This window comes from Isoptericola variabilis (assembly GCF_050311655.1).
In the GTDB taxonomy this organism is placed as follows: Bacteria; Actinomycetota; Actinomycetes; order Actinomycetales; family Cellulomonadaceae; genus Isoptericola; species Isoptericola variabilis.
Map to the genome: position 1 here is coordinate 1 of NZ_JBNOZM010000013.1, position 22,951 is coordinate 22,951.

The 22,951-nt window shown below is 73.6% G+C and carries 21 protein-coding genes; 8 read left to right on the forward strand and 13 right to left on the reverse strand.

Translation table 11 applies throughout. From position 1 onward, the window contains the following. On the forward strand, window positions 1-1,060 hold a 1,060-nt coding region (locus ACQP60_RS20715), incomplete at its 5' end, for a dihydrolipoamide acetyltransferase family protein (RefSeq protein WP_429736508.1). Window positions 1,061-1,150: 90 nt separating this feature from the next. Here the strand turns inward: ACQP60_RS20715 and ACQP60_RS20720 are convergent. The 7 genes from ACQP60_RS20720 to ACQP60_RS20750 are packed head-to-tail and all read right to left on the reverse strand — an operon-like array spanning window position 1,151 to window position 9,139. Further along, window positions 1,151-2,653, reverse strand: a complete 1,503-nt coding sequence (locus tag ACQP60_RS20720) for an NAD-dependent succinate-semialdehyde dehydrogenase (RefSeq protein ID WP_429736510.1) — start codon at window positions 2,651-2,653, stop codon at window positions 1,151-1,153. Next, window positions 2,650-3,477: an HpcH/HpaI aldolase family protein gene (locus ACQP60_RS20725; RefSeq protein WP_429736512.1), complete on the reverse strand. Its 828-nt coding sequence runs from the start codon at window positions 3,475-3,477 to the stop codon at window positions 2,650-2,652. The genes ACQP60_RS20720 and ACQP60_RS20725 overlap by 4 nt, the downstream gene beginning before the upstream one ends. Next, window positions 3,462-4,286 (reverse strand): fumarylacetoacetate hydrolase family protein, encoded by an 825-nt coding sequence (locus tag ACQP60_RS20730; RefSeq protein ID WP_429736514.1) that lies wholly within the window; start codon window positions 4,284-4,286, stop codon window positions 3,462-3,464. The genes ACQP60_RS20725 and ACQP60_RS20730 overlap by 16 nt, the downstream gene beginning before the upstream one ends. Beyond that, the gene (hpaD, locus tag ACQP60_RS20735) at window positions 4,283-5,437 is read right to left on the reverse strand and encodes a 3,4-dihydroxyphenylacetate 2,3-dioxygenase (protein WP_429736516.1); all 1,155 of its coding nucleotides are present in this window, start codon (window positions 5,435-5,437) and stop codon (window positions 4,283-4,285) included. The genes ACQP60_RS20730 and hpaD overlap by 4 nt, the downstream gene beginning before the upstream one ends. Window positions 5,438-5,457: 20 nt before the next feature. Further along, window positions 5,458-6,969 carry a 5-carboxymethyl-2-hydroxymuconate semialdehyde dehydrogenase gene (gene hpaE, locus ACQP60_RS20740; protein ID WP_429736518.1) on the reverse strand — a complete coding sequence of 504 codons (1,512 nt, stop codon included), beginning with the start codon at window positions 6,967-6,969 and terminating at the stop codon, window positions 5,458-5,460. Beyond that, window positions 6,966-7,649 (reverse strand): GntR family transcriptional regulator, encoded by a 684-nt coding sequence (locus ACQP60_RS20745; protein WP_429736562.1) that lies wholly within the window; start codon window positions 7,647-7,649, stop codon window positions 6,966-6,968. The genes hpaE and ACQP60_RS20745 overlap by 4 nt, the downstream gene beginning before the upstream one ends. Before the next feature lie 41 nt (window positions 7,650-7,690). Next, entirely contained in the window at window positions 7,691-9,139 is a 1,449-nt protein-coding gene (locus ACQP60_RS20750) for a fumarylacetoacetate hydrolase family protein (RefSeq protein WP_429736564.1), read from the reverse strand. Window positions 9,140-9,246: 107 nt separating this feature from the next. On the opposite strand from ACQP60_RS20750, the gene ACQP60_RS20755 reads away from it, so the two are divergent. After that, complete coding sequence (locus ACQP60_RS20755; RefSeq protein ID WP_429736520.1) at window positions 9,247-10,629, forward strand: MFS transporter; 1,383 nt, start codon at window positions 9,247-9,249, stop codon at window positions 10,627-10,629. 24 nt (window positions 10,630-10,653) lie between these two features. Here the strand turns inward: ACQP60_RS20755 and ACQP60_RS20760 are convergent, their stop codons facing one another. Together ACQP60_RS20760 and ACQP60_RS20765 are read right to left on the reverse strand one after the other, a co-directional pair. Then, window positions 10,654-11,514 (reverse strand): hypothetical protein, encoded by an 861-nt coding sequence (locus ACQP60_RS20760; RefSeq protein WP_429736522.1) that lies wholly within the window; start codon window positions 11,512-11,514, stop codon window positions 10,654-10,656. Between the two features lie 105 nt (window positions 11,515-11,619). Then, the gene (locus ACQP60_RS20765; protein ID WP_429736524.1) at window positions 11,620-12,324 is read right to left on the reverse strand and encodes an IclR family transcriptional regulator; all 705 of its coding nucleotides are present in this window, start codon (window positions 12,322-12,324) and stop codon (window positions 11,620-11,622) included. 130 nt (window positions 12,325-12,454) lie between these two features. On the opposite strand from ACQP60_RS20765, the gene ACQP60_RS20770 reads away from it, so the two are divergent. From ACQP60_RS20770 to ACQP60_RS20785, 4 genes are all read left to right on the forward strand, one after another. After that, the gene (locus ACQP60_RS20770) at window positions 12,455-14,347 is read left to right on the forward strand and encodes an FAD-binding monooxygenase (protein WP_429736526.1); all 1,893 of its coding nucleotides are present in this window, start codon (window positions 12,455-12,457) and stop codon (window positions 14,345-14,347) included. Window positions 14,348-14,390: 43 nt separating this feature from the next. Next, entirely contained in the window at window positions 14,391-14,987 is a 597-nt protein-coding gene (locus ACQP60_RS20775; protein WP_429736528.1) for a gamma carbonic anhydrase family protein, read from the forward strand. 22 nt (window positions 14,988-15,009) lie between these two features. Then, window positions 15,010-15,516 (forward strand): GNAT family N-acetyltransferase, encoded by a 507-nt coding sequence (locus ACQP60_RS20780; protein ID WP_429736530.1) that lies wholly within the window; start codon window positions 15,010-15,012, stop codon window positions 15,514-15,516. Window positions 15,517-15,611: 95 nt separating this feature from the next. Further along, on the forward strand, window positions 15,612-16,178 hold the full coding sequence (locus ACQP60_RS20785) for a dihydrofolate reductase family protein (protein ID WP_429736532.1): 567 nt from the start codon (window positions 15,612-15,614) through the stop codon (window positions 16,176-16,178). Window positions 16,179-16,185: 7 nt separating this feature from the next. On the opposite strand, the gene ACQP60_RS20790 is transcribed toward ACQP60_RS20785, so the two are convergent. The 3 genes from ACQP60_RS20790 to ACQP60_RS20800 form a co-directional block, all read right to left on the reverse strand. Then, window positions 16,186-17,154 carry an Acg family FMN-binding oxidoreductase gene (locus tag ACQP60_RS20790; protein WP_429736534.1) on the reverse strand — a complete coding sequence of 323 codons (969 nt, stop codon included), beginning with the start codon at window positions 17,152-17,154 and terminating at the stop codon, window positions 16,186-16,188. Window positions 17,155-17,332: 178 nt separating this feature from the next. After that, window positions 17,333-18,691, reverse strand: coding sequence for an HNH endonuclease signature motif containing protein (locus tag ACQP60_RS20795; RefSeq protein WP_429736536.1), 1,359 nt, complete (start codon window positions 18,689-18,691; stop codon window positions 17,333-17,335). Between the two features lie 173 nt (window positions 18,692-18,864). Further along, window positions 18,865-20,529: a thiamine pyrophosphate-binding protein gene (locus ACQP60_RS20800; RefSeq protein WP_429736538.1), complete on the reverse strand. Its 1,665-nt coding sequence runs from the start codon at window positions 20,527-20,529 to the stop codon at window positions 18,865-18,867. 239 nt (window positions 20,530-20,768) lie between these two features. On the opposite strand from ACQP60_RS20800, the gene ACQP60_RS20805 reads away from it, so the two are divergent. Further along, the gene (locus tag ACQP60_RS20805) at window positions 20,769-21,095 is read left to right on the forward strand and encodes an ArsR/SmtB family transcription factor (protein WP_429736540.1); all 327 of its coding nucleotides are present in this window, start codon (window positions 20,769-20,771) and stop codon (window positions 21,093-21,095) included. Continuing rightward, window positions 21,073-21,555: an SRPBCC domain-containing protein gene (locus tag ACQP60_RS20810; protein ID WP_429736542.1), complete on the forward strand. Its 483-nt coding sequence runs from the start codon at window positions 21,073-21,075 to the stop codon at window positions 21,553-21,555. The genes ACQP60_RS20805 and ACQP60_RS20810 overlap by 23 nt, the downstream gene beginning before the upstream one ends. A gap of 3 nt (window positions 21,556-21,558) precedes the next feature. Here ACQP60_RS20810 and ACQP60_RS20815 read toward each other — a convergent pair whose 3' ends face one another. Beyond that, complete coding sequence (locus ACQP60_RS20815; protein ID WP_429736544.1) at window positions 21,559-22,875, reverse strand: alpha-L-fucosidase; 1,317 nt, start codon at window positions 22,873-22,875, stop codon at window positions 21,559-21,561. Window positions 22,876-22,951 lie beyond the last annotated feature (76 nt).

Sequence of the window (22,951 nt, forward strand, 5' to 3'; positions counted from 1 at the left end):
CCCCGCGCCCGCGCCCCCCGCGCCCCCCGCGCCTGCCGCCCCGGCGCCCCCCGTGGCTCCGGCCCCGGCACCCGCGCCGGCCGCCGCCGCGCCGTCGGGCCCGACGATCGAGAAGCCGATGGCGAGCGTGCCGGCCGCGGCCGGCTCGTCGACCACCCGCGTGCTCGCCAAGCCGCCGGTGCGCAAGCTGGCGAAGGACCTCGGCGTCGACCTCGCGTCCGTGCACCCCACGGGCCCGGGCGGGATCGTCACGCGGGAGGACGTCGTCGCGCACGCCGAGGGCGCCGCGCCGAAGGCCCTCGCCACGTACCCCGACGACGACCAGCCGTGGCTCGCGTCCGGCACGGTGAGCCAGGACGGCCGGCAGACGCGCGTGCCCGTGAAGTCGGTGCGCAAGCGCACGGCCGAGGCGATGGTGGCCAGCGCGTTCACCGCCCCGCACGTCACCGTCTTCCAGACGATCGACGTCACGAAGACGATGCGTTTGGTCTCCACTCTCAAGGAGGACCGGGACTTCGCCGACGTGCGCGTGACGCCGCTGCTGGTCGCGGCCAAGGCGATGCTCCTGGCGGTCAACCGGCACCCGCAGATCAACGCGAGCTGGGACGAGGCCGCGCAGGAGATCGTCTACAAGCACTACGTGAACCTGGGGATCGCGGCGGCGACGCCGCGCGGGCTCGTCGTGCCGAACATCAAGGACGCGCACACGCTCGACCTGCTCGGCCTGGCGAAGGCGATCGCGACCCTCACGTCCACGGCGCGCGCGGGCCGCACGCAGCCCGCGGACATGGCGGACGGCTCGATCACCATCACCAACGTCGGCATCTTCGGCACCGACACGGGCACGCCGATCCTCAACCCCGGCGAGGCGGCGATCCTCGCGTTCGGCGCCATCCGCAAGCAGCCGTGGGTGCACAAGGGCAAGATCAAGGCGCGCTGGGTCACGCAGCTCGCGCTGTCCGTCGACCACCGCCTGGTCGACGGCGAGCTCGCCGCCCGTTACCTGGCCGACGTCGCGAAGGTCCTGGAGGACCCGGCGCGCGGGCTCGTCTGGGGCTGAGGGATTCCGGGCCACGCCGAGATCGAGGTACCCGTCGCGAGATCAACCTCCTGAAGGTCGATCTCGCGACGGGTACCTCGATCTCGTGGCTCAGAGGGGCATGCCGACGTACTGGACCTCCTGGTACTCGGCGATGCCCTCGAACCCGCCCTCGCGGCCGCTGCCCGACTGCTTCATACCGCCGAACGGAGCGGCGGCGTTGGAGATGACCCCGGCGTTGAGGCCCAGCAGCCCGAACTCGAGACGCTCGGCGAACGCGAGCCCGCGGCGCACGTCGCCGGTGAAGACGTACGACGCCAGCCCGTACTCGGTGGAGTTCGCGAGCTCCGCGGCCTCGTCCTCCGTGGCGAACGTCGCGACCGGGGCGACGGGGCCGAAGATCTCCTCGGTCATGCAGCGGGCGTCGGCGGGGACGTCGCGCAGCAGGGTCGCGGGGTAGAAGTGGCCGGGGCCGTCGGGGCGCTCCCCGCCGACGACGACCTGCGCGCCGCGCGCGACGGCGTCGTCCACGAGCGCGGCGACGGAGTCCACGGCCTTGGCCTCGACGAGCGGGCCCAGCGTGGTGCCCTCGTCCAGGCCGTTCCCGACGACGACGGCGCGGAAGCGCTCGGCGAGGCGGGAGACGAACTCGTCGGCGACGGACTCGTGCACGTAGAACCGGTTGGCGGCGGTGCAGGCCTCGCCGCCGTTGCGCAGCTTGGCGGCCATGGCGCCGTCGACGGCGGCGTCGAGGTCGGCGTCCTCGAAGACGACGAGCGGGGCGTTGCCGCCGAGCTCCATCGACGTGCGCAGCACGGTGTCGGCGGCGGCACGCAGCAGGTTCTGCCCGACCGGCGTGGAGCCGGTGAACGACACCTTGCGCAGCCGCGGGTCCGCCATGAGCGGCTCGCTGACCGCCGCCGCGGACGCCGACGGCACCACGCTGAGCACGCCGTCGGGCAGCCCGGCGTCGACCATGAGCTGCGCGAACAGGAGCGACGTCAGCGGGGTGAGTCGCGCGGGCTTGAGCACCATGGTGCAGCCGGCGGCGACGGCGGGCGCCACCTTGCGGGTGGCCATCGCGAGCGGGAAGTTCCACGGCGTGATGAGCAGGCTCGGGCCCACCGGGCGGCGCTGCACCAGCATCCGCAGCGTGCCCTCGGGGGTGGCGGCGTACCGGCTGTCGTCGTGGGTGGCCTGCTCGGCGAACCAGCGCAGGAACTCGCCGCCGTAGGTGACCTCGCCGCGCGCCTCCGCGAGCGGCTTGCCCATCTCGAGCGTCATGAGCAGCGCCAGGTCCTCGCGGCGCTCCTGCACGAGGGCGAACGCGCGCCGCAGGATCTCGGCCCGCTCGCGCGCGGGGGTCGCGCCCCACGACGCCTGCGCCGCGGCGGCGGCGTCCAGGGCCGCGCGGGCGTCGTCGCTCGTCGCGGAGGCGACGTGCGCGAGGGTCTCGCCGGTGGCGGGGTTCTCGACGGCGAACGTGCCGCCGTCGGAGGCGTCGCGCCAGGCGCCGCCGATCAGCAGGCCCGTCGGGGTGCTGGTCAGGAGCTCGGCCGCGCGCTCGCGCGGGCTGGTCGTGCTGGTCGGGGAGGTCGGAGTGGTCGTCGTCATCGGGTTCCACCGTCCTTCGGCTGCGCGGTCGTGGTGCGGGAGGCGACGCGCGCGGCGAGCTGCTCGGAGCCGCGCGCGATCAGGGTGACGTCGGCGCCGACGACGACGTAGGCCGCCCCGGCGTCGAGGTAGCGGTCGGCCATGGCCGGGTCGAACGCGTTGACCCCGGCCGGCGTGCCCACGGAGCGGCACGCGGCGATCGCGCCGAGCACGGCCTCGACGACCTCGGGGTGGTCCTGCTGGCCGAGGTGGCCGAGCGACGCGGCGAGGTCCGCGGGGCCGATGAGGACGGCGCCCACGCCGTCCGTGCCGGCGATGGCGGCGGCGTCGTCGATCGCGGCGCGCGTCTCGAGCTGGACGACGAGCGTGATGCCGTCGTCCGCCGCGCCGAGGTAGCCGGGCACGCGGGCCCAGCGCGACGAGCGGGCGAGCGCGCTGCCGACGCCGCGCACGCCGGCCGGCGGGTACCGGACGGCGCGGACCGCGGCCTCGGCCTCGGCGGCGGAGTCGACCATGGGCACCAGCACGTTGGTGGCGCCGAGGTCGAGCACGCGCTTGAGGCCCACCGGGTCGCCGGACGGCACGCGCACGAGCGTCGCGACGGGGTACGCGGCGGTGGCCTGGAGCTGCGCGAGGACCGTCGTGAGATCGTTGGGCCCGTGCTCGCCGTCGACCAGGACGACGTCGAGCCCGCTGCCCGCGAGCAGCTCAGCCGCCACGGGGCTGCCCATCGACGACCAGGCGCCGACGAGGGGACGGCCCTCGTCGCCGGCCTCGGCGAGCATCGCGGCGAGCGAGCGGTCGGTCGTCAGACGAAGCGGCATGTCACGGCCCCCAAGCTCTCTGTGCCGGCGTGATAGTCGGCGTGCACGGTGTCGCCGGGGTGCACCCACGTGGGGCGGGTGAACGACCCGGCCAGGACGGTCTCGCCGGCGGCGAGCGAGTCGCCGTGCGCCGCCAGCTTGTTCGCGAGCCAGGCGACGCCCGCGGCAGGATGCCCCAGCACCCCCGCGGCGACGCCCGTCTCCTCGATCGTCTCGTTGCGGTACAGCAGCGCGGACACCCAGCGCAGGTCGACGTCGTCGACCCGCACGGGCCGCCCGCCCACCACCATGGCACCCATGGCGGCGTTGTCGCTGATCGTGTCGACGATGGTGCGGCCCGGCATCTCGACGCGCGCGTCGAGGATCTCCAGCGCGGGCACCACGCGGTCGGTGGCGTGCAGCACGTCGGTCACGGTGATCCCGGGGCCCTCCAGCGGCTCCGCGAGCACGAACGCCAGCTCCACCTCGACGCGCACGTTCGAGTACCGGGCGTGCTCGACGACGCTGCCCGACTCCAGCACCATGTCGTCGAAGATGACGCCGTAGTCCGGCTCGGTGATGCCCGTCGCGGCCTGCATGGCCTTCGACGTCAGGCCGATCTTGTGCCCGACGACGCGGCGGCCGCGCGCCTCCCCGCGCTCGCGCCAGGTGCGCTGCACGGCGTACGCGTCCGCGACCGTCATCCCCTCGTGCCGCGCGGTGAGCAGCGGCACGGGGGTGCGGGTGCGCTCGGCCTCGGCGAGCTCGTCCGCGACGGCGACGACGGCCGCGTCGTCGAGGGTGCGCTCGCCGTCCGGAGTCGCGCTCACAGGGTGGCCCCGAGCTTGAACCCCTGCACGCCACCGCCGTCGACGTCGTCCCGCCGGGTGTAGGAGAACCCGTCGGCGCCGACGGTCACCTCCATCTCGGAGTCGTCGGTGCGGGCGACGACGGGCTGCGGGTTGCCGTCGAGGTCCAGCACCAGGGACGCCTCGGTGTACCAGCTGGGGACGACGGGGTTGCCCCACCAGTCGCGGCGCTGGTTGTCGTGCACGTCCCACGTGACGACCGGGTTGTCCGGGTCGCCGGTGTAGTAGTCCTGCGTGTAGATCTCGACGCGGTGCCCGTCGGGGTCGCGCAGGTACAGGTAGAACGCGTTCGAGACGCCGTGCCGGCCCGGGCCGCGCTCGATGGCGTCCGAGCGGCGCAGCGCGCCGAGCTTGTCGCAGATGGCGAGGATGTTGTGCTTCTCGTGCGTCGCGAAGGCCACGTGGTGCATGCGCGGGCCGTCGCCGCCGGTCATGGCGGTGTCGTGCACGGTGGGCTTGCGGCGCATCCAGGCCGCGTAGACCGTGCCGGCGTCGTCCTGGATGTCCTCGGTGACGCGGAAGCCCAGGTCCTGCATGAACTTCACGGCGCGCGGCACGTCCGGGGTGACCTGGTTGAAGTGGTCCAGGCGCACCAGCTCGCCGGGGGTGTGCAGGTCGTAGCGCCAGGACAGCCGCTCGACGTGGTCGGTCTGGTAGAAGAACTCGTACGGGAAGCCGAGCGGGTCGACCACGCGCACCGACTCGCCGATGCCCTTCGTGAAGCCGCCGGGCTCGCGGCGCACCTCGCAGCCGAGCTCGGTGTAGAAGGCGACGGCCTTGTCGAGGTCCTCCGGCGTGCGCACGCGGTAGGAGAACGCGGCGACGGCGGCGACGTCGCCCTGCCGCAGCACCAGGTTGTGGTGGATGAACTCCTCGGTGGAGCGCAGGTAGACGGTGCGCTCGTCCTCCTCGGTGACGTACAGGCCGAGCACGTCGACGTAGAACTCGCGCGAGGCGGCGAGGTCCGTGACGACGAGCTCCATGTACGCGCAGCGCAGGATGTCGGGCGCGGGGCTCGACGGCGTCGGGATCGGGTTGTCGGAGTGGATCGGCGCCTCCTGGGAGACGTAGAAGCCCGAGGAGGTGAGGGTGCGGTCGTTCAGGTGAGTCATCGTGGGCGTCCTTGCCGTGCTCAGTTCTTGCCGAAGGTGGGGTTGTGGACCTTGCCGAGCGTGATGTGCACGGCCTGCTGGTCGGTGTAGAAGTCGATGGAGCGGTAGCCGCCCTCGTGGCCCAGGCCGGACGCCTTGACGCCGCCGAACGGGGTGCGCAGGTCGCGCACGTTGTTCGAGTTCAGCCAGACCATCCCGGCCTCGACGGCCTGGGAGAAGTTGTGGGCCCGCTTGAGGTCGTTGGTCCAGATGTACGCCGCGAGGCCGTACTTCACGCCGTTGGCGAGCTGGAGCGCCTCCTCCTCGGTGTCGAACGGCGTGATGGCGACGACGGGGCCGAAGATCTCCTCCTGGAAGATCCGGGCGTCGGGCTTCACGTCGGCGAACACGGTGGGGGCCACGAAGTTGCCCGTCTCGAAGCCCTCGGGGCGGCCGCCGCCGGCCACCAATCGAGCCTCGCGCCGGCCCACCTGGATGTAGCTCATGACCTTCTCGAAGTGCTCCGGGTGCACGAGCGCGCCCACCTCGGTGTCCTTCTCGTGCGGGTACCCGACGCGCACGCGCTTCGCCTGGGCGGCGTACCGCTCGACGAACTCGTCGTAGACGGCGCGCTCCACGAGGATGCGCGAGCCGGCGGTGCAGCGCTCGCCGTTGAGGGAGAAGACGCCGAAGATCGTCGCGTCGATCGCGGCGTCGAGGTCGGCGTCGGCGAACACGACGGCGGGGGACTTGCCGCCGAGCTCCATCGACAGGCCCTTGAGGTACGGCGCGGCGTTGCCGAAGATGAGCTGGCCGGTGCTGCTCTCACCGGTGAAGGAGATGAGCGGCACGTCGGGGTGCTTGACCAGCGCGTCGCCGGCCTCCTCGCCCAGGCCGTTGACGAGGTTGAACACGCCCTGGGGCAGCCCGGCCTCCTCGAAGATCCCCGCCCACAGCGACGCGGACAGCGGCGTGAACTCGGCGGGCTTGAGCACCACGGTGTTGCCGGTGGCGAGCGCCGGGGCGAGCTTCCACGACTCGAGCATGAACGGCGTGTTCCACGGCGTGATGAGGCCGGCGACGCCGATGGGCTTGCGGTTGACGTAGTTGATCTGGCGGCCGGGCACCTTGTAGGTGTCGTCGGCCTGCGCCACGACCAGGTCCGCGAAGAAGCGGAAGTTCTCGGCCGCGCGGCGCGCCTGGCCGAGGGCCTGCGTGATCGGCAGGCCGGAGTCGAAGGACTCCAGCTCGGCGAGGCGGGCGTCGCGCGACTCCACGAGGTCGGCGATCTTGTGCAGCACCCGCGAGCGCTCGCGGGGCAGCATCGTCGGCCACGGGCCCTCGGTGAACGCGCGGCGTGCGGCGGCGACGGCGGCGTCGACGTCGGCCTTCCTGCCGGCTGCGGCCTGGAGGTAGGTCTCGTTCGACACCGGGTCCAGCACGTCGAAGGTGCCGCCGTCGACCGAGTCGACGAAGCGGCCGTCGATGTAGTGCCGGATCGCGGTGGGCAGGTCGGCCGGGCGGTGCGGCTGCGGCGTGGACTGCTGGGTCATCGGTCCTCCTGGGGGTGGGAGTGCGGACGATGCGCGGCCTGGTAGGCGAGCACGGCGTCGAGGGTGTGGGTGCGGTGGTGGCGGGCGGCGAGCTCCACCTCTTCCGAGGTGGCGTCACCGGCCTGCAGCCGGGCGACGAGGTCGAGGATCCGGCCGTGCTCGGCGACGGACTCCTTGGCGCGGCCGGGCACGAACGAGAACGACGAGTCGCGCAGCACGGTCATGCGCCGCCAGCCGCGGTGCACGAGGTCGAGCACGTGCGGGTTGGGGCACGGCTCGAACAGCACGGCGTGGAACTCGAGGTTGAGCTCCGTGAACCGGTGCGGCTCGAAGTCGGCGAGGCACTGGCGCATCCGCTCGTTGACCGCGCGCGCGGCGTCGAGCTGCGCGGCGGACAGGTGCGGCGCGGACAGCGCGGTGGCGAAGCCCTCGACCAGCGCGAGCGTCTCCATCGTGTGCTGGTACTCGGTCTCCTTGATGAGGGCGACCTGGGCGCCGACGTTGCGCTCGAACGTCACCAGGCCCTCCGCCTCGAGGCGGCGGATCGCCTCGCGCACCGGCACGACGGACATGTCGAGCTCGCCCGCGAGCTGCGCCAGCACGAGGCGGTAGCCGGGCACGAAGCGCCCGTCCTCGATCCGCTCGCGCAGGTACGCGTACGCGCGCTGGGACTTGCTCATGGTGCCGTCGGCCGAGCCGGTCGGGACACCGGCGGCGACGCTCACGACGCACCCCCGGCGGTCTCCCGCTCGTACCGCGCGCGCCACTCGGCGTTCATGGGGAACAGCCCGTCGACGGGCGCGCCGGCGGCGACCTGCTGCGCGACCCACGCGTCGGCGGCCTCCTGTGCCTCGGCCTCGGCGAGCACCTCCTCGACGAGGGCGGGCGGGATGACGAGGACGCCGTCGCCGTCGCCCACGACGACGTCGCCCGGCTGCACGGCGGCGCCGCCGCAGGCCACGGTCACGTCGGTCTCCCACGGCACGTGCTTGCGGCCGAGGACCGAGGGGTGCGGGCCCTGCGAGAAGACGGGGATGCCGATCTCCGCGACGGCGTCGGCGTCGCGCACCCCGCCGTCCGTGACGATCGCCGCGGCGCCGCGCACCCGGGCGCGCAGGGCGAGCACGTCGCCCACGGTGCCGGTGCCGCGCTCGCCGCGGGCCTCGACGACGATCACCTCGCCCGGCTCGACGGCGTCGAACGCGCGCTTCTGCGCGTTGAAGCCGCCGCCGTGGGAGGCGAACAGGTCGGGGCGGAAGGGGATGAGCCGCAGCGTGCGGGCGGTGCCGACGAACCGGTCGCCGGGGTGGTTGCCGTGCACGCCCTCGACGAAGACGTCGGTGTAGCCGCGCTTGCGCAGCGCGGCGGACAGCGTGGCGACCGCGACGCCGGCGAACCGCTCACGCATCGCGTCGGTGAGGACGAAGGCGGGCTCGGGTGCCGGTGCCGGGGTGCCCCAGGCCTCGGCGCGCTGCTTCTCGTCCACCGAGGGCTTGGACCCGAAGTCGCCGAACGCGTGCGTCCCGGCAACGACGGTCGTGACGAGCCGGCCGCTCGTCGGGGCGCCGGGTGCCTCGGGGGCGTCCACCTCGACCTCGACGACCTGCCCGGGACTGACGACGGACGAGCCCGCCGGCGTGCCGGTGAGGATGACGTCGCCGGGCTCGAGCGTGAGGTGCTGGGACAGGTCGGCGACGAGGCGGCCGAAGTCGAACAGCAGGGTGCCGGTGGAGTCGTCCTGGACCAGCTCGCCGTCCACCCAGGTGCGCAGGCGCAGGCCCGCGGGGTCGACGTCGGCCGCGGGGATCCACCGCGGGCCGAGCGGCGTGTAGCCGTCGCCGCCCTTGTTGCGCAGGTTGGAGCCCTTGTCGGCGGCGCGCAGGTCGTAGAGGCCGAAGTCGTTGGCCGCGGTGACGGCGTCGACGTGCGACCAGCCGTCGGCGGGGGAGACCCAGCGCGCGGCGGTGCCGATGCGGATCGCGACCTCGCCCTCGAAGGCCAGGAGCTCGGTGCCCAGCGGGCGCTCGATCGTGCCGCCGGTCCCGGCGAGGGACGACGCGGGCTTGAGGAAGTAGGACGGCTGCTTCGGCGTCCGGCCCCGCTGCGCCGCGCGGGACGGGTAGTTCAGGTGGACGGCGATGATCTTGCCGGGTCGGGGCTGGTCGTCGATGACCACGGGCACCTCACTGTCAGATCGAGGGCTTCATGTCGTATCTCGGATGATATACGATCCGTGGCACTGCACCACCCGCGGACTGACAGAGAGGTCTTCCGGACATGACCACCGGCACCGCAGCCGTCCCCAGCGACACCGAACGTCGCGAGCTCCGACGAGTCGCCTTCGCGACCGTCATCGGCACCACCATCGAGTGGTACGACTTCTTCCTCTACGCCAGCGCCGCCGGCCTCGTGTTCGGCGCGCTGTTCTTCGAGCCCGCCGGCTCGTCGATCGGGACGCTGCTGGCGTTCGCGACCGTCGGCATCAGCTTCCTCTTCCGCCCCCTCGGCGCCTTCCTGGCCGGGCACTTCGGCGACAAGATCGGCCGCAAGGCCATGCTCGTCGTCACCCTCATGCTCATGGGCGGGGCCACCACGCTCATCGGCCTGCTGCCCACCTACGACCAGATCGGCATCCTGGCCCCGGTCCTGCTCGTGCTGCTGCGCATCCTGCAGGGGCTGTCGACCGGCGGCGAGTGGGGCGGCGCCGTCCTCATGGCCGTCGAGCACGCCCCCGACGGCCGACGCGGCCGCATGGGCGCGTTCCCGCAGATCGGCGTCCCCATCGGCCTGCTGCTCGCGTCCGGCGTACTGGCCCTCATGACCGGGGTGATCTCGCCCGGGGACGCCTTCGTGGCGTGGGGCTGGCGCATCCCGTTCCTGCTGAGCGTGGTGCTCATCGTCGTCGGGATCGTCGTGCGGCGGTCCGTCGAGGAGAGCCCCGTCTTCCTCGAGATCGCCGAGAAGAAGGCGGCCGCCAAGACCCCGATCCTCACGCTGTTCCGCAAGCACTGGCTGCTCGTGCTGCTCGCGGCCCTGACGTTCGCGGGCAACAACGCCGCGGGGTACATGACCACCGGCGGCTACCTGCAGAACTACGCGACGACGCCGGTCGCCGAGGGCGGCCTCGTTGGCATGGACCGCACGCCCGTGCTGCTCGCGGTCGCCGGTGCGTCCGTCGTCTGGCTCGTGTGCACCTTCGCCGCGGGCGCGCTGTCCGACCGGATCGGGCGCCGGAACACCTACATCATCGGCTGGCTCGCGTTCCTCGCCACCGTGTTCCTGCTGTTCCCGCTCGTGAACACGGGCAGCCCGTGGCTGCTGTTCCTCGGCGTCTCGCTGTTCGCCGTCGGCAACGGGTTCACCTACGGTCAGCAGGCGGCCTACTTCGCCGAGCTGTTCCCGGCGTCGATCCGGTACTCCGGCGTGTCCATCACGTACGCGATCGGCGCCATCCTGGGCGGCGCCTTTGCGCCGACCATCGCGGCGTGGCTCGTACAAACCACCGGCACGGCGACCTCGGTCGCGTTCTACATCGCCGGCGTCATGGTGGTCGCGTTCGCCGCCACCTTGCTGCTGCGCGACCGCACGGGCATCCCCCTCGGCCCCGAGCACGAGGACGAGCAGGCCCTCAGCCCGATCTACGGGGTCTCGAAGGCCTGACGACGTCGCCGGAGGACGGCCCGGTCACCGCAGCTTCTTGCGCACGCTGAGGTACTTGCTCTCGGTGGCCGGGCCCCACGTGCCGGTGGCGGACACGGACAGCACGCGCTGCAGCGCGGCGACGGTCTTGTCGTGCGCGGCGCGGGACTTCGGGCCCCACACGCCGTCGGCGGTGACGCCCACCGCGCGCTGCGCCGTCTTCACGCCGTACGGGAACTTCGTGCCGTGCATGCGGGAGGCGGCGCGGATCGCCTGCAGGCGCTGGTCGGTGTTCGGGCCCCAGAGGTTGTCGCTCTGCGCCCACGGGAAGTGAGCCACCCGCTGGAGCCTCTGGGTGGTGCGCGAGCCGGCCGGCGCGAGCACGGTGCCGCGGCCGTAGTTGGACGTCGTGCCGACGTCGACGTGCAGGTGGTTGCGGTGGCTGGCCGCCGACCCGACCGTCCCGTCCCGCGCGTAGATCACGCCCAGGCCCATGGAGTCCGCCACCTTGATCGCGGTCCGCGCCCGGGTGCGCTCGGAAGAGGGCGCCCCGGCAGGGCCGTAGTTGAGGTCCGCCGCCAGGCCGTCGTAGTGCCACGAGTTCGCGGAGTGCGCGCCGCGCGTGACGCCGCCGTACGAGGGGTGCTCGGAGACCCGGAACCCGTACGCGCGGGCCCAGCTCAGGTACGCCTTGAGCGTCGCGGACGAGCTCTTCTGGCGGCCGATCCGCAGGGCCAGCGGGCTCTCGACGGGCTGCGCCACGGGCCCCGACCGCTCGGGCGCCTGCGGCGCGGCGAGCACCGGTGCCGATCCGACCGGCGCGAGCAGGACGGCGGCGACGCCGGCCGCCACGAGACGCCGGCGGGCCAGCAGGGCACGGCTGGGGACGGTCGGTCGTGAGCTCATGGCACCTCGCTCCTCGGCGTGACGACGGCGGGCACCGATGCAACTGGTCGCCCTGGGACACCATGCCTGCGGGCCGACCGTTCCGCCAGGCGACCGCGTCGCGCGTCAGCCGCCGAGCGCCTCGCGCACGGCGCTCGCCGACGCGGTCAGGCGGGCGGCGATCTGCCGGTGGTCGAGCGGGCTGGCGACGTGCACGACGGCGACGGCGGCCGGCCCCCGCCCCCGCAGCGCCAGCGGCACCGCGACCGACTCCAGGCTCGGGATGACCTCGTCGTGGCTGGTGGCGAAGCCACGCTCGGCGGCCTGGGTGACGGTGGCGCGCAGCGCCTCGGGGGCGTCCGCGGGCCACTGCGCCTCGGGGAGCAGCGTGAGGATCGCCTTGCCGGGCGCGCCCACGGTGACGGGGTGGCGGGTGCCGGGCCGCTGGGCGACGGGGGCGACGGCGTGCCGCGGCTCGACGCTGACGAGGGTCACGCACTCGTCGTGGTCGAGCACCGCGAGGAAGCAGGTCATCCCCAGCTCGTTCGCGACGGCGGTGAGCTCGGGCAGAGCCTCGGCCTGCAGGTCGTGGGCCACGCCCGCGGCGAGCGCGGCCATGCGGGCGCCGAGCGCGACGCCGCCGTTCGCGTCGCGCACCACCAGGCCGTGGTGCTCCAGCGTGCGCAGCAGCCGGTAGGCGATGGAGCGGTGCACGCCGAGCGTCCCGGCGACGTCGTCGATGGTCAGCGGCGCGCGGGCATCGGCGAGCACCTCCAGGATCCGGATGCCGCGGCTGAGGGTCTGCGACGGGGGCGGGCCGGCGTCGGGCATCGTCGTCCTTCCGGTGGGTTACGCTGCATTCAATAGTAGAACGCCGTGTTCGAATATAGAACACAACGCCAGCGTACGCCACGCCCGACACGGAGGTCGAGCGGCGCATCGACGACGATGAGGAGAGCTCGTGCAGTTCCACCACCACGGTTACGTCTCCGGCGACCCGCGGGTGCTTCCGCCCGCCGGCACCGGCGTGGACCGGCCCGACGAGCTGCCCGACGAGGTCGACGTCCTCGTCGTCGGGTCGGGGCCGGCGGGCATGCTGCTCGCCGCGCAGATGTCGCGCTACCCGGGCGTGACGACCCGCGTCATCGAGAAGCGCGAGGGGCGGCTGGTGCTCGGCCAGGCCGACGGCATCCAGCCGCGGAGCGTCGAGACGTTCGACGCGTTCGGCTTCGCGGAGCGCATCGTCGCCGAGGCGTACAACATCGGCTGGATGAACTTCTGGGGCCCCGACCCCGAGAACCCGAAGCACATCGTCCGCACGTCGCGCACCGAGGACTACGGCCTCAAGATCAGCGAGTACCCGCACCTCATCGTCAACCAGGCGCGGGTGCTCGACTACTTCGCCGAGGCCGCCGCGCTCGGCCCCGCCCGCATCGTGCCCGACTACGGCGTCGAGTTCCTCGGCCTCACCGTGCACGACGGCGACGAGCACCCCGTGGAGGTGCGCGTCCGGTACGTCGGGGGCGAGCGCGCCGGCGAGGAGCGCACGGTCCGGGCCAAGTACGTCGCGGGGTGCGACGGCGCCCGCAGCGCCGTGCGCGAGGCGATCGGGCGCAAGCACGTCGGAGAGTTCGCCGCGCACGCCTGGGGCGTGATGGACGTGCTCGTCAACACCGACTTCCCGGACTGGCGCACCAAGTGCGCCATCAACTCCGAGGCCGGGAACATCCTGCACATCCCCCGCGAGGGCGGGTACCTGAGCCGCATGTACGTGGACCTCGGCGAGGTCGCCGCGGACGACCACCACCAGGTGCGGAAGACGCCGATCGAGGAGATCGTCCGCCGCGCCAACGAGATCCTCAGCCCCTACACGCTCGACGTGAAGGAGGTGGCCTGGCACAGCGTGTACGAGGTCGGCCACCGCGTCACCGACAAGTTCGACGACGTGCCCGACGGCGAGGAGCACCGCACCCCGCGCGTCTTCCTCACCGGCGACGCCTGCCACACCCACAGCGCCAAGGCGGGGCAGGGGATGAACGTCTCCATGCAGGACGGGTTCAACCTGGGCTGGAAGCTCGGGTCCGTGCTGACCGGGCTCAGCCCGGAGTCGTTGCTCGCCACCTACTCCGCCGAGCGGCAGCCCGTCGCGCAGCAGCTCATCGACTTCGACCGCGAGTGGTCGAGCCTCATGGCCCGCAAGCCCGAGGAGATCTCCGACCCGCAGGAGCTGGCCGACTACTACCTCGCGACGTCGGAGTTCCCGTCGGGGTTCATGACGCAGTACGAGCCGTCGATGATCGTGGGCGGTGGCGCCCGGCAGGAGCTGGCCTCCGGGTTCCCGCTCGGCAAGCGGTTCAAGTCCGCCGAGGTGACGCGCGTGTGCGACGGCAACGCCGTGCACCTGGGGCACCACGCCAAGGCCGACGGGCGGTGGCGGGTCTACGCGTTCGCCGACTCCGCCGCGCCGGGCGAGGGCTCCCGGCTCGACGCGTGGGCGGACTGGCTGGCCTCGCCCGAGTCCCCCGTCTCCCGGTTCACGCCGGAGGGGGCCGACGTCGACGCGGTCTTCGACGTCAAGGTCGTCTACCAGCAGGCGTTCCAGGACGTCGACCTCGCGGACGTGCCCGACGTCTTCCGGCCGCGGACCGGTCCGCTCGGGCTCACCGACTGGGAGAAGGTGTACGCCGCCGGCCCCACCGTGTGGACCGCGGACGACATCTTCGCCGAGCGCGGCCTGTCCCGCGACGGCGTGGTCGTCGTCGTGCGCCCCGACCAGTACGTGGCGCACGTCCTGCCGCTCGACGCCACCGACGAGCTGGCCGAGTTCTTCGCGGGGGTGTTCGTCGGCCGCTGACGAGAGCCGACCTCGCGCCGGTCGGGTTGGTAGCGTCCGAGCCATGCTCGTCCGCCATCGTGGCATCACGCCCACCGTCGACCCGTCGGCCTACGTGGCGCCCACGGCGGTGCTCGTCGGCGACGTGCGCGTCGCCGCCGGGGCGCGGATCCTGCACGGCGCCGTCCTCGCCGCGGAGGACGGCGCCGTCGTCGTCGAGCGCGACACCGTGGTGATGGAGCAGGCGCTCGTGCGCGGTCGCCGCGGCCACGACGCCCGGCTCGGGGATGCCGTCCTGGTGGGCCCGCACGCCCACGTGAACGGCAGCACGATCGAGGACGAGGTGTTCGTCGCGACCGGGGCGGCGCTGTTCCCGGGCAGCAGGATCGGCGCCGGGGCCGAGGTGCGCATCCACGGCGTCGTGCAGGTCAACACCGTGCTCCCGCCCGGCGCCCTCGTCCCGATCGGCTGGGTCGCCGTGGGCGACCCGGCGCAGATCCTGCCGCCCGACCGGCACGACGACATCTGGGCCGTGCAGCGCGAGCTCGACTTCCCCGGGACCGTCTACGGCGTGGGGCGCGACGTCCCGATGCGGGAGCTGATGCGCCGCCAGTCGGAGTTCTACGGCGCGCACCGCGACGACGAGGTGCTGCCCGAGTGACCGGTGCGCGATCATCGTCCGCATGACGCTGACGCTGAGGCCGCCTCGCGCCGACGACGAGACCGCGCTGCTGCGCATGCACGACCAGCTCGCGCCGGAGGGCTTCACGTTCCTCCAGCACGACGGGACGTGGGAGCAGGTGCTCGCGGCGGTGCGTCGTGAGGCGCTCGGGCAGGACCTCGCGCCCGGCCGGGTGCGGTGCGACTTCCTGGTGGCCGACGTCGCCGGCGTCCCCGTCGGGCGGGTGTCGGTGCGGCACGAGCTGACCCCGTACCTGCGCGAGATCGGCGGGCACGTCGGGTACGCGGTCGCGCCGGAACACCGCCGTCGGGGGTACGCGACGGCGATGCTGCGGCAGTCCGTCGCGCTCCTCGCCGACGGCGGTGTCGAGCGCGTGCTCGTCACCTGCGACGTCGACAACGCCGCGTCCGCCGGCGTGATCGAGGCGTGCGGCGGCGTCCTGGAGGACGTCAGGACGCGCGGCGACGAGACCAAGCGGCGCTACTGGATCGACGTCGCGACCGTGTGATCGACGAGGAGGTGTCGTCCGCGCGCGCGACGACCCCCCGGCGCGCCGATACTGGGACGGCCGGGATGCGCCGAGCGGCCGAGGAGGGCCCCACGATGGCCGACCTGATGATCGACTACATCACCTCGCTCGACGGGTTCGGGTCCGCCGACGGGTGGCCCGGCCTGTGGGGGATGGGCGGGCCGGACTACTTCGCGTTCCTCGAGGAGGACGGCCGGCAGGAGTACACGACGCTGCTGGGCGCGACGACCTACCGGCTGTTCGCGGGCTTCGCGGAGACGGGTGAGGAGGAGATGGCCGAGGTCACCGCCCGGCCCAAGGTCGTGTTCTCCCGGACGCTCACCGAGCCGCTGGAGTGGGCGAACACCAGGCTCGTCGCGGGCGACGCCGTCGAGGCCGTGCGTGCGATGAAGCAGGACGACGTCCCGCTCCGCACCATCGGCAGCCCCGGCCTGTGCCGCTCGCTCCTGGCGGCGGGTCTCGTCGACCGCGTCCGCGTCGTCGTCTTCCCCGTCGTCAACGGCGCCACCGGCCACGACCGCCTGTACGACGGCTGGCCCGACGTCCGGCTCGACCTTCTCGACAGCCGCACCCTCGACGGCCGGCTGCAGCTGCTCGAGTACGCGCCCACCGTGCTCGACGGGCCTCCCGGCACGGACTGATCGCTCGTCAGGTGAGGTCGGTGGTCGGGCGGCGCGGTGCCCGCCGCGGTCTCGGGCAGTAGCCGAAGCGCATGAGCATCTGCGGCGCGGCCTCGAGCGAGAGCGCCGCGCGCAGGCCGTCGCGGGTGACGGGGTTCTCCAGCGCCGTCGTCGCGAACGACGCGTGGACGAAGTACCCGGTCGCGACGAGCAGCAGGTGCTCCAGCGCGATCCCCGCGCCGATCCAGTCCCGGACGGTGTCGCCTGGGGTCGCGAGGACCGCCATCGTCGAGCGCTGCTCGAACTGGGCGTGACCTGAGCTGTGGCGGAACCGCCGCACGGGTGCGCGGTCGTCGTTCGGGGCCGGGCCGAGCAGCTCGTGCGGGATGCCGTCCCGTCGAGTGTCGTCGGTGGCGGTCCAGGCCGCCTCCTCGGCGCGCATCTCGGCGTCCGCGCCGGCTTGGCGCTCGGCGCGCCGGACCAGCTCGAGGACCTCCGACCGCGCCGGGTCGGACGGGTGGATGAACCGCAGCTCGCCGCCCTCGGTGCTCGCGGCCGCGCGGATCGCGCGCAGGACGTCGGGGGCGACGGGCCGGTCGTCGAACGGTACGCGGGATGTCGTGCGGCGCTGGATCGCGACCGACAGGCCGAGCTCGTCCATCGTGGGGCGGGCCCCGGCGGAGAGTTCGAGCTCGGCGACGAGGCGCTCGTCCGCCGGGTCGGGCAGGACGACGGTGCGTGCCGTCAGGGACTCGCGCCGTGCGGCGGTCGCCGCGTTAAAGACGAAGGCACCGCAGCTGATGTACATCTCGCGACCCTGAGGGTCGGCCTGGTGCAGCTGACGGGCCGCGTCGGCCCGGATCAGGAGGCGGTTGCCCTTGACGTCCACGTTCCACGGCTGGGTGTTGTGCACGCTGGGTGCACGGCCCGCGGCGTCGAGGATCCTCTCGATGCGTGCGTCGACGACGACGGTGTCCACCGCGTCGAACGTGTCCATGACGCCCCTCCTGTCGGTAGGCCCGGGTGGGTGCCGCCCCTGCTGGCGGCGCTGCGGGGGCCTGACGACGACGGAGCGGTCTGGCGACGCACGACGGCCCCCGCTGGGCGGGAGCATTCGGTGTTCTGCTTTCGACGCTAGGAGGGGCGGTTCCTCCTCGCAAGAGCCGTCCGTCCCCTCAGAACGGCGGGTCTCCGACGTCGACCGCGGTGCGGGGTGCCGGCGTCGGCGCGTCGCGGCTGCCGCCGGACGGGCGGCCCCCACCGGGCTCGGACCCGTGCTCGTGCAGGTGCGCGGCCGCGGTGGCCCATGCGTCGAGCTGGGCGAGGGTGTGGTCGGTGCTGCCGGGGATGGTGAGGTAGGTGCGGCCGCGGGGTGAGGTCCAGGCCAGGACGCCGGTTCCGTGCTGGTCGTCGAGCTGTTCGACGGTCCATCGGGACTCGTGCTTGAGCGTGTGGTGCTGGCGGCACAGGGTGGCGAGGTTGGCGGCGTCGGTGGTGCCGCCGTCGGCCCAGGCGGTGGTGTGGTCGACGTCGCAGCGGCGTGCGCGGATGCGGCAGCCGGGGAACCGGCAGGTCAGGTCGCGTTGGGTGAGGAAGGCGCGCAGGTCCGCGGGCACGACGTAGCTGCGCCGGTCGACGGTGAGCATGGCGCCGGTGACGGGGTCGGTGAGCACGCGCCGCAGCGTCGGGGCGCGTGCCGTCAGGTGGCGGGCGGTCTCCGCGTCGATCGGGGCAAGGCCGTCCAGCAACGCGGAGGCCTCGCCGTCACCAGTGAGCGTGGTGACGGGGACGGTCACGTGCACGACGGGGCGCACGGTGCGCGCCAGGGTGGCCAGCGGGTCCGGTGGCACCTCGGGTGGCCCCGCCTCCGGCCGTGACGGGTCCGGTGGTGAGAGATCGGGTGGTGGCGGACTACCGGTGTCCGAGCTGCGCGTGTGGCGCGAGCTGTTCGTCTCGTCGTCGAGCAGGAGCGCGGTCAGGGTCGCGGCACGCAGCTGCCCGACCCCGCGCGGGTCCTCGTTCGCCTTGGCGCGTGCGGCGGTGCGGGTCAGCCGGTCGTGCACGGCGTGCGCGACGGGGGTGGGCAGGTGTGCGGTGAGCCAGGACATGCCGTCGGCGCCGTCGTCGACCCACACATCGGCCTTGAGCGCGGCGGCCTCGCGGCGGACTTCGGCGGGTACGGGGTGCAGCCGGTCCCGCGCGGCACGGGCCAGCGTCCCGAACCGTGCCGCCGTCAGGCCGGGTGCCCGGCCCAGGACGGCTTGCTCGACCTGCGCCGCGACCGAGGCGGGCAGGTCCGCGACCGCGTCGGCGAGCCTGGCCGCGTGCTGGTAGGAGATGGCCCCGGCGCACAGGGCGTCCAGCGTGGCGGTCGCCTTCGAGGCCAGCACGTCGGCGTCGGCGAGCCAGCCCTGCGCGACGTGCTCGCTCACCCCGAGCGCGCACGCGACCTCGGCCACCAGGGCGCGGTGCGCGACCGACCCACGATGCTCCGGTGACGCGGACGCCACCCGCGGCACGTCCAGGTCCAGCATCACGCCCTCGTGCGCCGTCCCGGCGGCGAGGACCTCGGCCAGCGCGACCGTGCGCCGACCCGCCGCCGCGTCGTCATGTCCTGAGCCTAGCTGGATTCGAACACCTGTTCTAGGGCTCGGGGGATCTGTGGACGACGCTGTGATGCCGCCGGGCATCACGGCTCTCGCTCGGGTCAGCGGGTCCGGTTCACCCGCAGGATCTCCTCCTGGTACGGCGCGACAACGGTGGGCGACACACGGCAGTCGAGCATGAGGAACCGCCGCTGGTCGACGGGCTCGCGCGCCCAGGTCCCGAGCCGGTCGAGATCGGCCAGCGACCGCACGACGACGCCCTCCGCGCCGACGGCGGCGGCGAGGGCGGCGAAGTCGGTCTCGGGGATGCGCATGGGCTCCTCGGCGAGGCCCTGACGGCCGTAGACGTGCACCTCGGCGCCGTAGACGGCGTCGTTCCACACGACGGCGACGCCGCGGCCGCCGGCGGTGCGGACGGCGGTCTCGAGGTCGGCCAGGGCCATGAGCCCGCCGCCGTCGCCGGTGGTGAGCACGACGGTGGCGTCCGGCTGGGCCGCGGCCGCGCCCGCGACGCTGGGGAAGCCGAGGCCGATGGACTGGAAGGCGGTGCCGACCATCATCATCCGGTCGGGCGAGGAGACGGGCCAGTACATGTTGGCCCAGCCGATGAAGTGGCCGCCGTCGGACACGACGACGCGGTCGGCGGGCAGCAGCGCACCGATGCGGCTCGCGACGCCGCGCGGGTCGAGGCGGCCGTCGGCGGCGAGGCCGTCGACGGGGCCGGTGTCGTAGGTGCGGGCGGCGGCGACGCCCACGGAGTCGCGCCAGCCCGACGGCGTGGCGCCGAGGGTGCGCAGCTCGTCGAGCAGCGCGCGGGTCACGAGAGCGGCGTCGCCGCGCACGAACGAGCCGACGTGGCGGTGCGTGGCGGCCTGCGCGACGTCCACCTGGACCACCCGGGTGCCGGGGGAGAAGAGCTCGCCGAACCGCATCGTGAACTGGTTGAGCGACGCGCCCACGACGACGGCGACGTCCGCCTCGCGCACCAGCGCCATGGCGCCGTCGGCACCGAAGCCGCCGGCGACGCCGAGGTCGTACCGCCCGTCGGGGAAGACCCCGCGGCCGAGCGCCGTCGTCGCGGTGAGGGCGCCGGTGGCGGCGGCGAGCTCGCCCAGCGCCTCGCCCGCACCGGCGAGCCAGGCGCCGCGGCCGGCGAGCAGCAGCGGCCGCTCGGCCGAGGCGAGGGCGCGCGCGAGGTCGGTGATCGCGGCGGCGTCGAACGGGCCGGCGGGCGGGAGCGGGCCGGGGAGGGTGGGCTCGGGTGCGTCCGGGACCGGGCCCGCCTCGAGCGCGGCGACGTCGTAGGGGATGGCGAGCACGACGGGCACGCGGTAGGTGAGGGAGTGCTCGATGGCGATGACGGTGGTCGCGGCGGCGTCCGCGCGACCGACGGTGTAGGTGCGGGCGCCGACGGCGGCGGCCAGCGCGATCTGGTCCACGTCCCACGGGCGCGGGCCCGACGTCGGCTCGTCGCCCGCGAGCAGCACCAGCGGCACGCGCGCCTGCGCGGCCTCGGCCAGCGCCGTCAGGGTGTTGGTGAAGCCCGCGCCGTACGTCACCGTCGCGGCCGCGATGCGGCCCGACGCGCGGTAGTAGGCGTCGGCGGCGACCACGCCGCCCGCCTCGTGGCGGACGGCGGTGAACCGGGTCGTCGTGGAGCGCGACAGGTCGTCGAGGAACCAGGCGTTGCCGTTGCCCATGACGCCGAAGACGTGGTCGACGTGCTGGGCGAGGGTGCGGGCGACATGGGCGGACACGGTGGGCACGGGGGCCTCCAGGGAACAGTGACGGATGAGTGGTGCGGTCCGTATGTGTCCCGTGCGGTCCCGACGCCGGGTCCGCAGTGCTGCCTCGTGCTGACTGCCGGTGACCGGGCTGCCGTGCGCCCCTTTTTCGAGCGCAAGGCGGCGCGGGTCCGCCTCGACGCCGCGAGTATATCCACGCTCCCGGAGCGTTCTGCGCCGGGGTCTTGTGGAGGCCCACCGTCAGGCGTAACTTACCGTAAGTGGCTACTGACATATCGGGTTTCGCCGCGCTGGCGGACCCCACGCGGCGCGAGGTCTTCGAGCGTCTCGCCGCCCGGCCGTCGTCGGTCGGGGAGCTCGCGGCGGGGCTGCCCGTGAGCCGTCCCGCCGTCTCGCAGCACCTGCGCGTGCTCAAGGACGCCCGGCTGGTCGCCGACGAGGCCGTCGGCACCCGCCGCGTCTACCGCGCCGACCCCGAAGGGCTGGCGATGCTCCGCGAGTACCTGGACCTGTTCTGGCGGCGCTCGCTCGACTCGCTCGCCTCCGTCGCAGAGGAGACCTTCCATGACCACCCCGACCCGACCTGACACCTCGGTGACCGTCTCCGTGGACGTCGCAGCGCCGGTCGAGCACGTCTTCGACGTGTTCACCCGGCAGACGTCGACCTGGTGGGACCCGGACCATCACCTCCTCGACGACACCGTCGACATGGACGTCGACCTCCGGGCCGGCGGCACGATCACCGAGGTCGACGCCGCCGGTAGCCGCTGCACGATCGCGCGCGTCCTCGTCGTCGAGCGCCCCGCCCGGTTCGTCTTCACCTGGGACGTCTCGCCGCGGTGGGAGGTCGAGACCGAGCCCGCCCGGTGCAGCGAGGTGCACGTCGCGTTCACCGCCCTCGACGACCGCCGCACCCGCGTCGTCCTCGAGCACCGGCAACTCGACCGTCACGGCGACGGCTGGGAGCGGATGCGCGACGCCGTCGGCGGCGCCGGTGGGTGGGCGGTCGACCTGGCGCGCCTGCGGAGAGCGGCCGGCGCCGTCTGACGGCTACGGGGCGAGGAACAGCTCCACCACCGGCACGGCGACGCCGGGCTGCGCCGTGGGCAGGTGCAGCGTGAGGGTGCCGGGCGGCTGCCCGCCGGGGTGGGTGTTCCACGCCTTCTGGTCCGGGTCCGAGACGGAGGTGCGCAGCTCGGAGCCGTCGTGCAGCAGCTGCGCGTACCTCACCCGGTCGGCGAGGCCGCGCAGGTGGACGTGCCCGAACGGCCAGGCGAACAGGTGCAGGTACAGGCGGTCGTCGCGCTGGGTGAGCACGACGCCGGGCGGCAGGCCCGGCGCGACGGCGTCGGCCAGCCCGGGGTCGGCGGGGCCTGCGCCCCGGATCGACCGCTCGTGAAGGCGCATCCACTCCCCGAGCGCGGCGAGGCCGGCGGCGTCGCGCGGCGGGATCGCGCCGCGGCCGTCCGGGCCGACGTTGAGCAGCAGGTTGCCGCCCTTGGACACCGTGTCCACGAGCATGCGCACCAGCAGGTCCGGGTCCTTGAACCGCGTGTTGTCGCGGTCGTAGCCCCAGCTCCCGTTGAGCGTCTGGCACGCCTCCCAGACGACGAGCCCGCCCGCGTCGTCGCGCATCGGCTGGTCGGGCTGGTACTGCTCGGGGGTGACGAGGTCGCCGGGGATGCCGAGCCGGTCGTTGACCACGGCCTGCGGCTGCAGCTCGCGGACCATGGCGAGCAGGCCCTCGGCGTCCCAGTCCTCGGGCCGCTTTCCGGGCCAGCCGCGGCGCTCGCGGGTGTCGGTGAAGTCGAAGAAGACGTAGTCGACCGGCCCGTACCCGGTGAGCAGCTCGCGTACCTGGGCGTGCAGGTACTCGCGGTAGCGGGCCATGTCGCGACCCTCGTTGAGGGCGTGCGCGTCGGGGTCGTCCCGGCGTGGGTGGTCCGCGTCGATCGTGTAGTCGGGGTGGTGCCAGTCCAGGAGCGAGTGGTACAGCCCGAGCCGCAGGCCCTCGGCGCGCACGGCCTCGGCCAGCTCGGCCACGAGGTCGCGCCCGCGGGTGCGGGCGATGCTGTAGTCGCTGACGGCGGAGTCCCACAGCGCGAAACCGTCGTGGTGCTTCGTGGTCAGCACGACGTACCGCATCCCGGCGTCCTTGGCCGCACGGACCAGGGCGCGCGCGTCGAACAGGTCCGGGTCGAACACCTCGGCGTACCGTGCGTACTGCTCGGCGGTCTGCTTCTCGAAGCTCATCACCCACTCGTGCCGGGCGGCCGCGGAGTAGAGGCCGAAGTGCACGAAGAGGCCGAAGCGGGCCTCGGTGAACCACGCCTGCTCGGGGCGCAGGGGCGGGGCGGCCGTGGTCATGCGGATCACTCCTCGTCGAGCGGCTGGCCCGGCCCTGGGGGCCGGTAGAGATATGACGTCTGGGCGTGCTGTCTGA

Coding starts and splice junctions, on each gene's coding strand:
- ACQP60_RS20720 (WP_429736510.1), bottom strand. CDS start 2,653: ATGACGACGACCACTCCGACCTCCCCGACCAGCACGACCAGCCCGCGC.
- ACQP60_RS20725 (WP_429736512.1), bottom strand. CDS start 3,477: ATGCCGCTTCGTCTGACGACCGACCGCTCGCTCGCCGCGATGCTCGCC.
- hpaD (WP_429736516.1), bottom strand. CDS start 5,437: ATGACTCACCTGAACGACCGCACCCTCACCTCCTCGGGCTTCTACGTC.
- hpaE (WP_429736518.1), bottom strand. CDS start 6,969: ATGACCCAGCAGTCCACGCCGCAGCCGCACCGCCCGGCCGACCTGCCC.
- ACQP60_RS20745 (WP_429736562.1), bottom strand. CDS start 7,649: ATGAGCAAGTCCCAGCGCGCGTACGCGTACCTGCGCGAGCGGATCGAG.
- ACQP60_RS20755 (WP_429736520.1), top strand. CDS start 9,247: ATGACCACCGGCACCGCAGCCGTCCCCAGCGACACCGAACGTCGCGAG.
- ACQP60_RS20760 (WP_429736522.1), bottom strand. CDS start 11,514: ATGAGCTCACGACCGACCGTCCCCAGCCGTGCCCTGCTGGCCCGCCGG.
- ACQP60_RS20765 (WP_429736524.1), bottom strand. CDS start 12,324: ATGCCCGACGCCGGCCCGCCCCCGTCGCAGACCCTCAGCCGCGGCATC.
- ACQP60_RS20775 (WP_429736528.1), top strand. CDS start 14,391: ATGCTCGTCCGCCATCGTGGCATCACGCCCACCGTCGACCCGTCGGCC.
- ACQP60_RS20780 (WP_429736530.1), top strand. CDS start 15,010: ATGACGCTGACGCTGAGGCCGCCTCGCGCCGACGACGAGACCGCGCTG.
- ACQP60_RS20785 (WP_429736532.1), top strand. CDS start 15,612: ATGGCCGACCTGATGATCGACTACATCACCTCGCTCGACGGGTTCGGG.
- ACQP60_RS20790 (WP_429736534.1), bottom strand. CDS start 17,154: ATGGACACGTTCGACGCGGTGGACACCGTCGTCGTCGACGCACGCATC.
- ACQP60_RS20795 (WP_429736536.1), bottom strand. CDS start 18,691: ATGCTGGACCTGGACGTGCCGCGGGTGGCGTCCGCGTCACCGGAGCAT.
- ACQP60_RS20810 (WP_429736542.1), top strand. CDS start 21,073: ATGACCACCCCGACCCGACCTGACACCTCGGTGACCGTCTCCGTGGAC.
- ACQP60_RS20815 (WP_429736544.1), bottom strand. CDS start 22,875: ATGACCACGGCCGCCCCGCCCCTGCGCCCCGAGCAGGCGTGGTTCACC.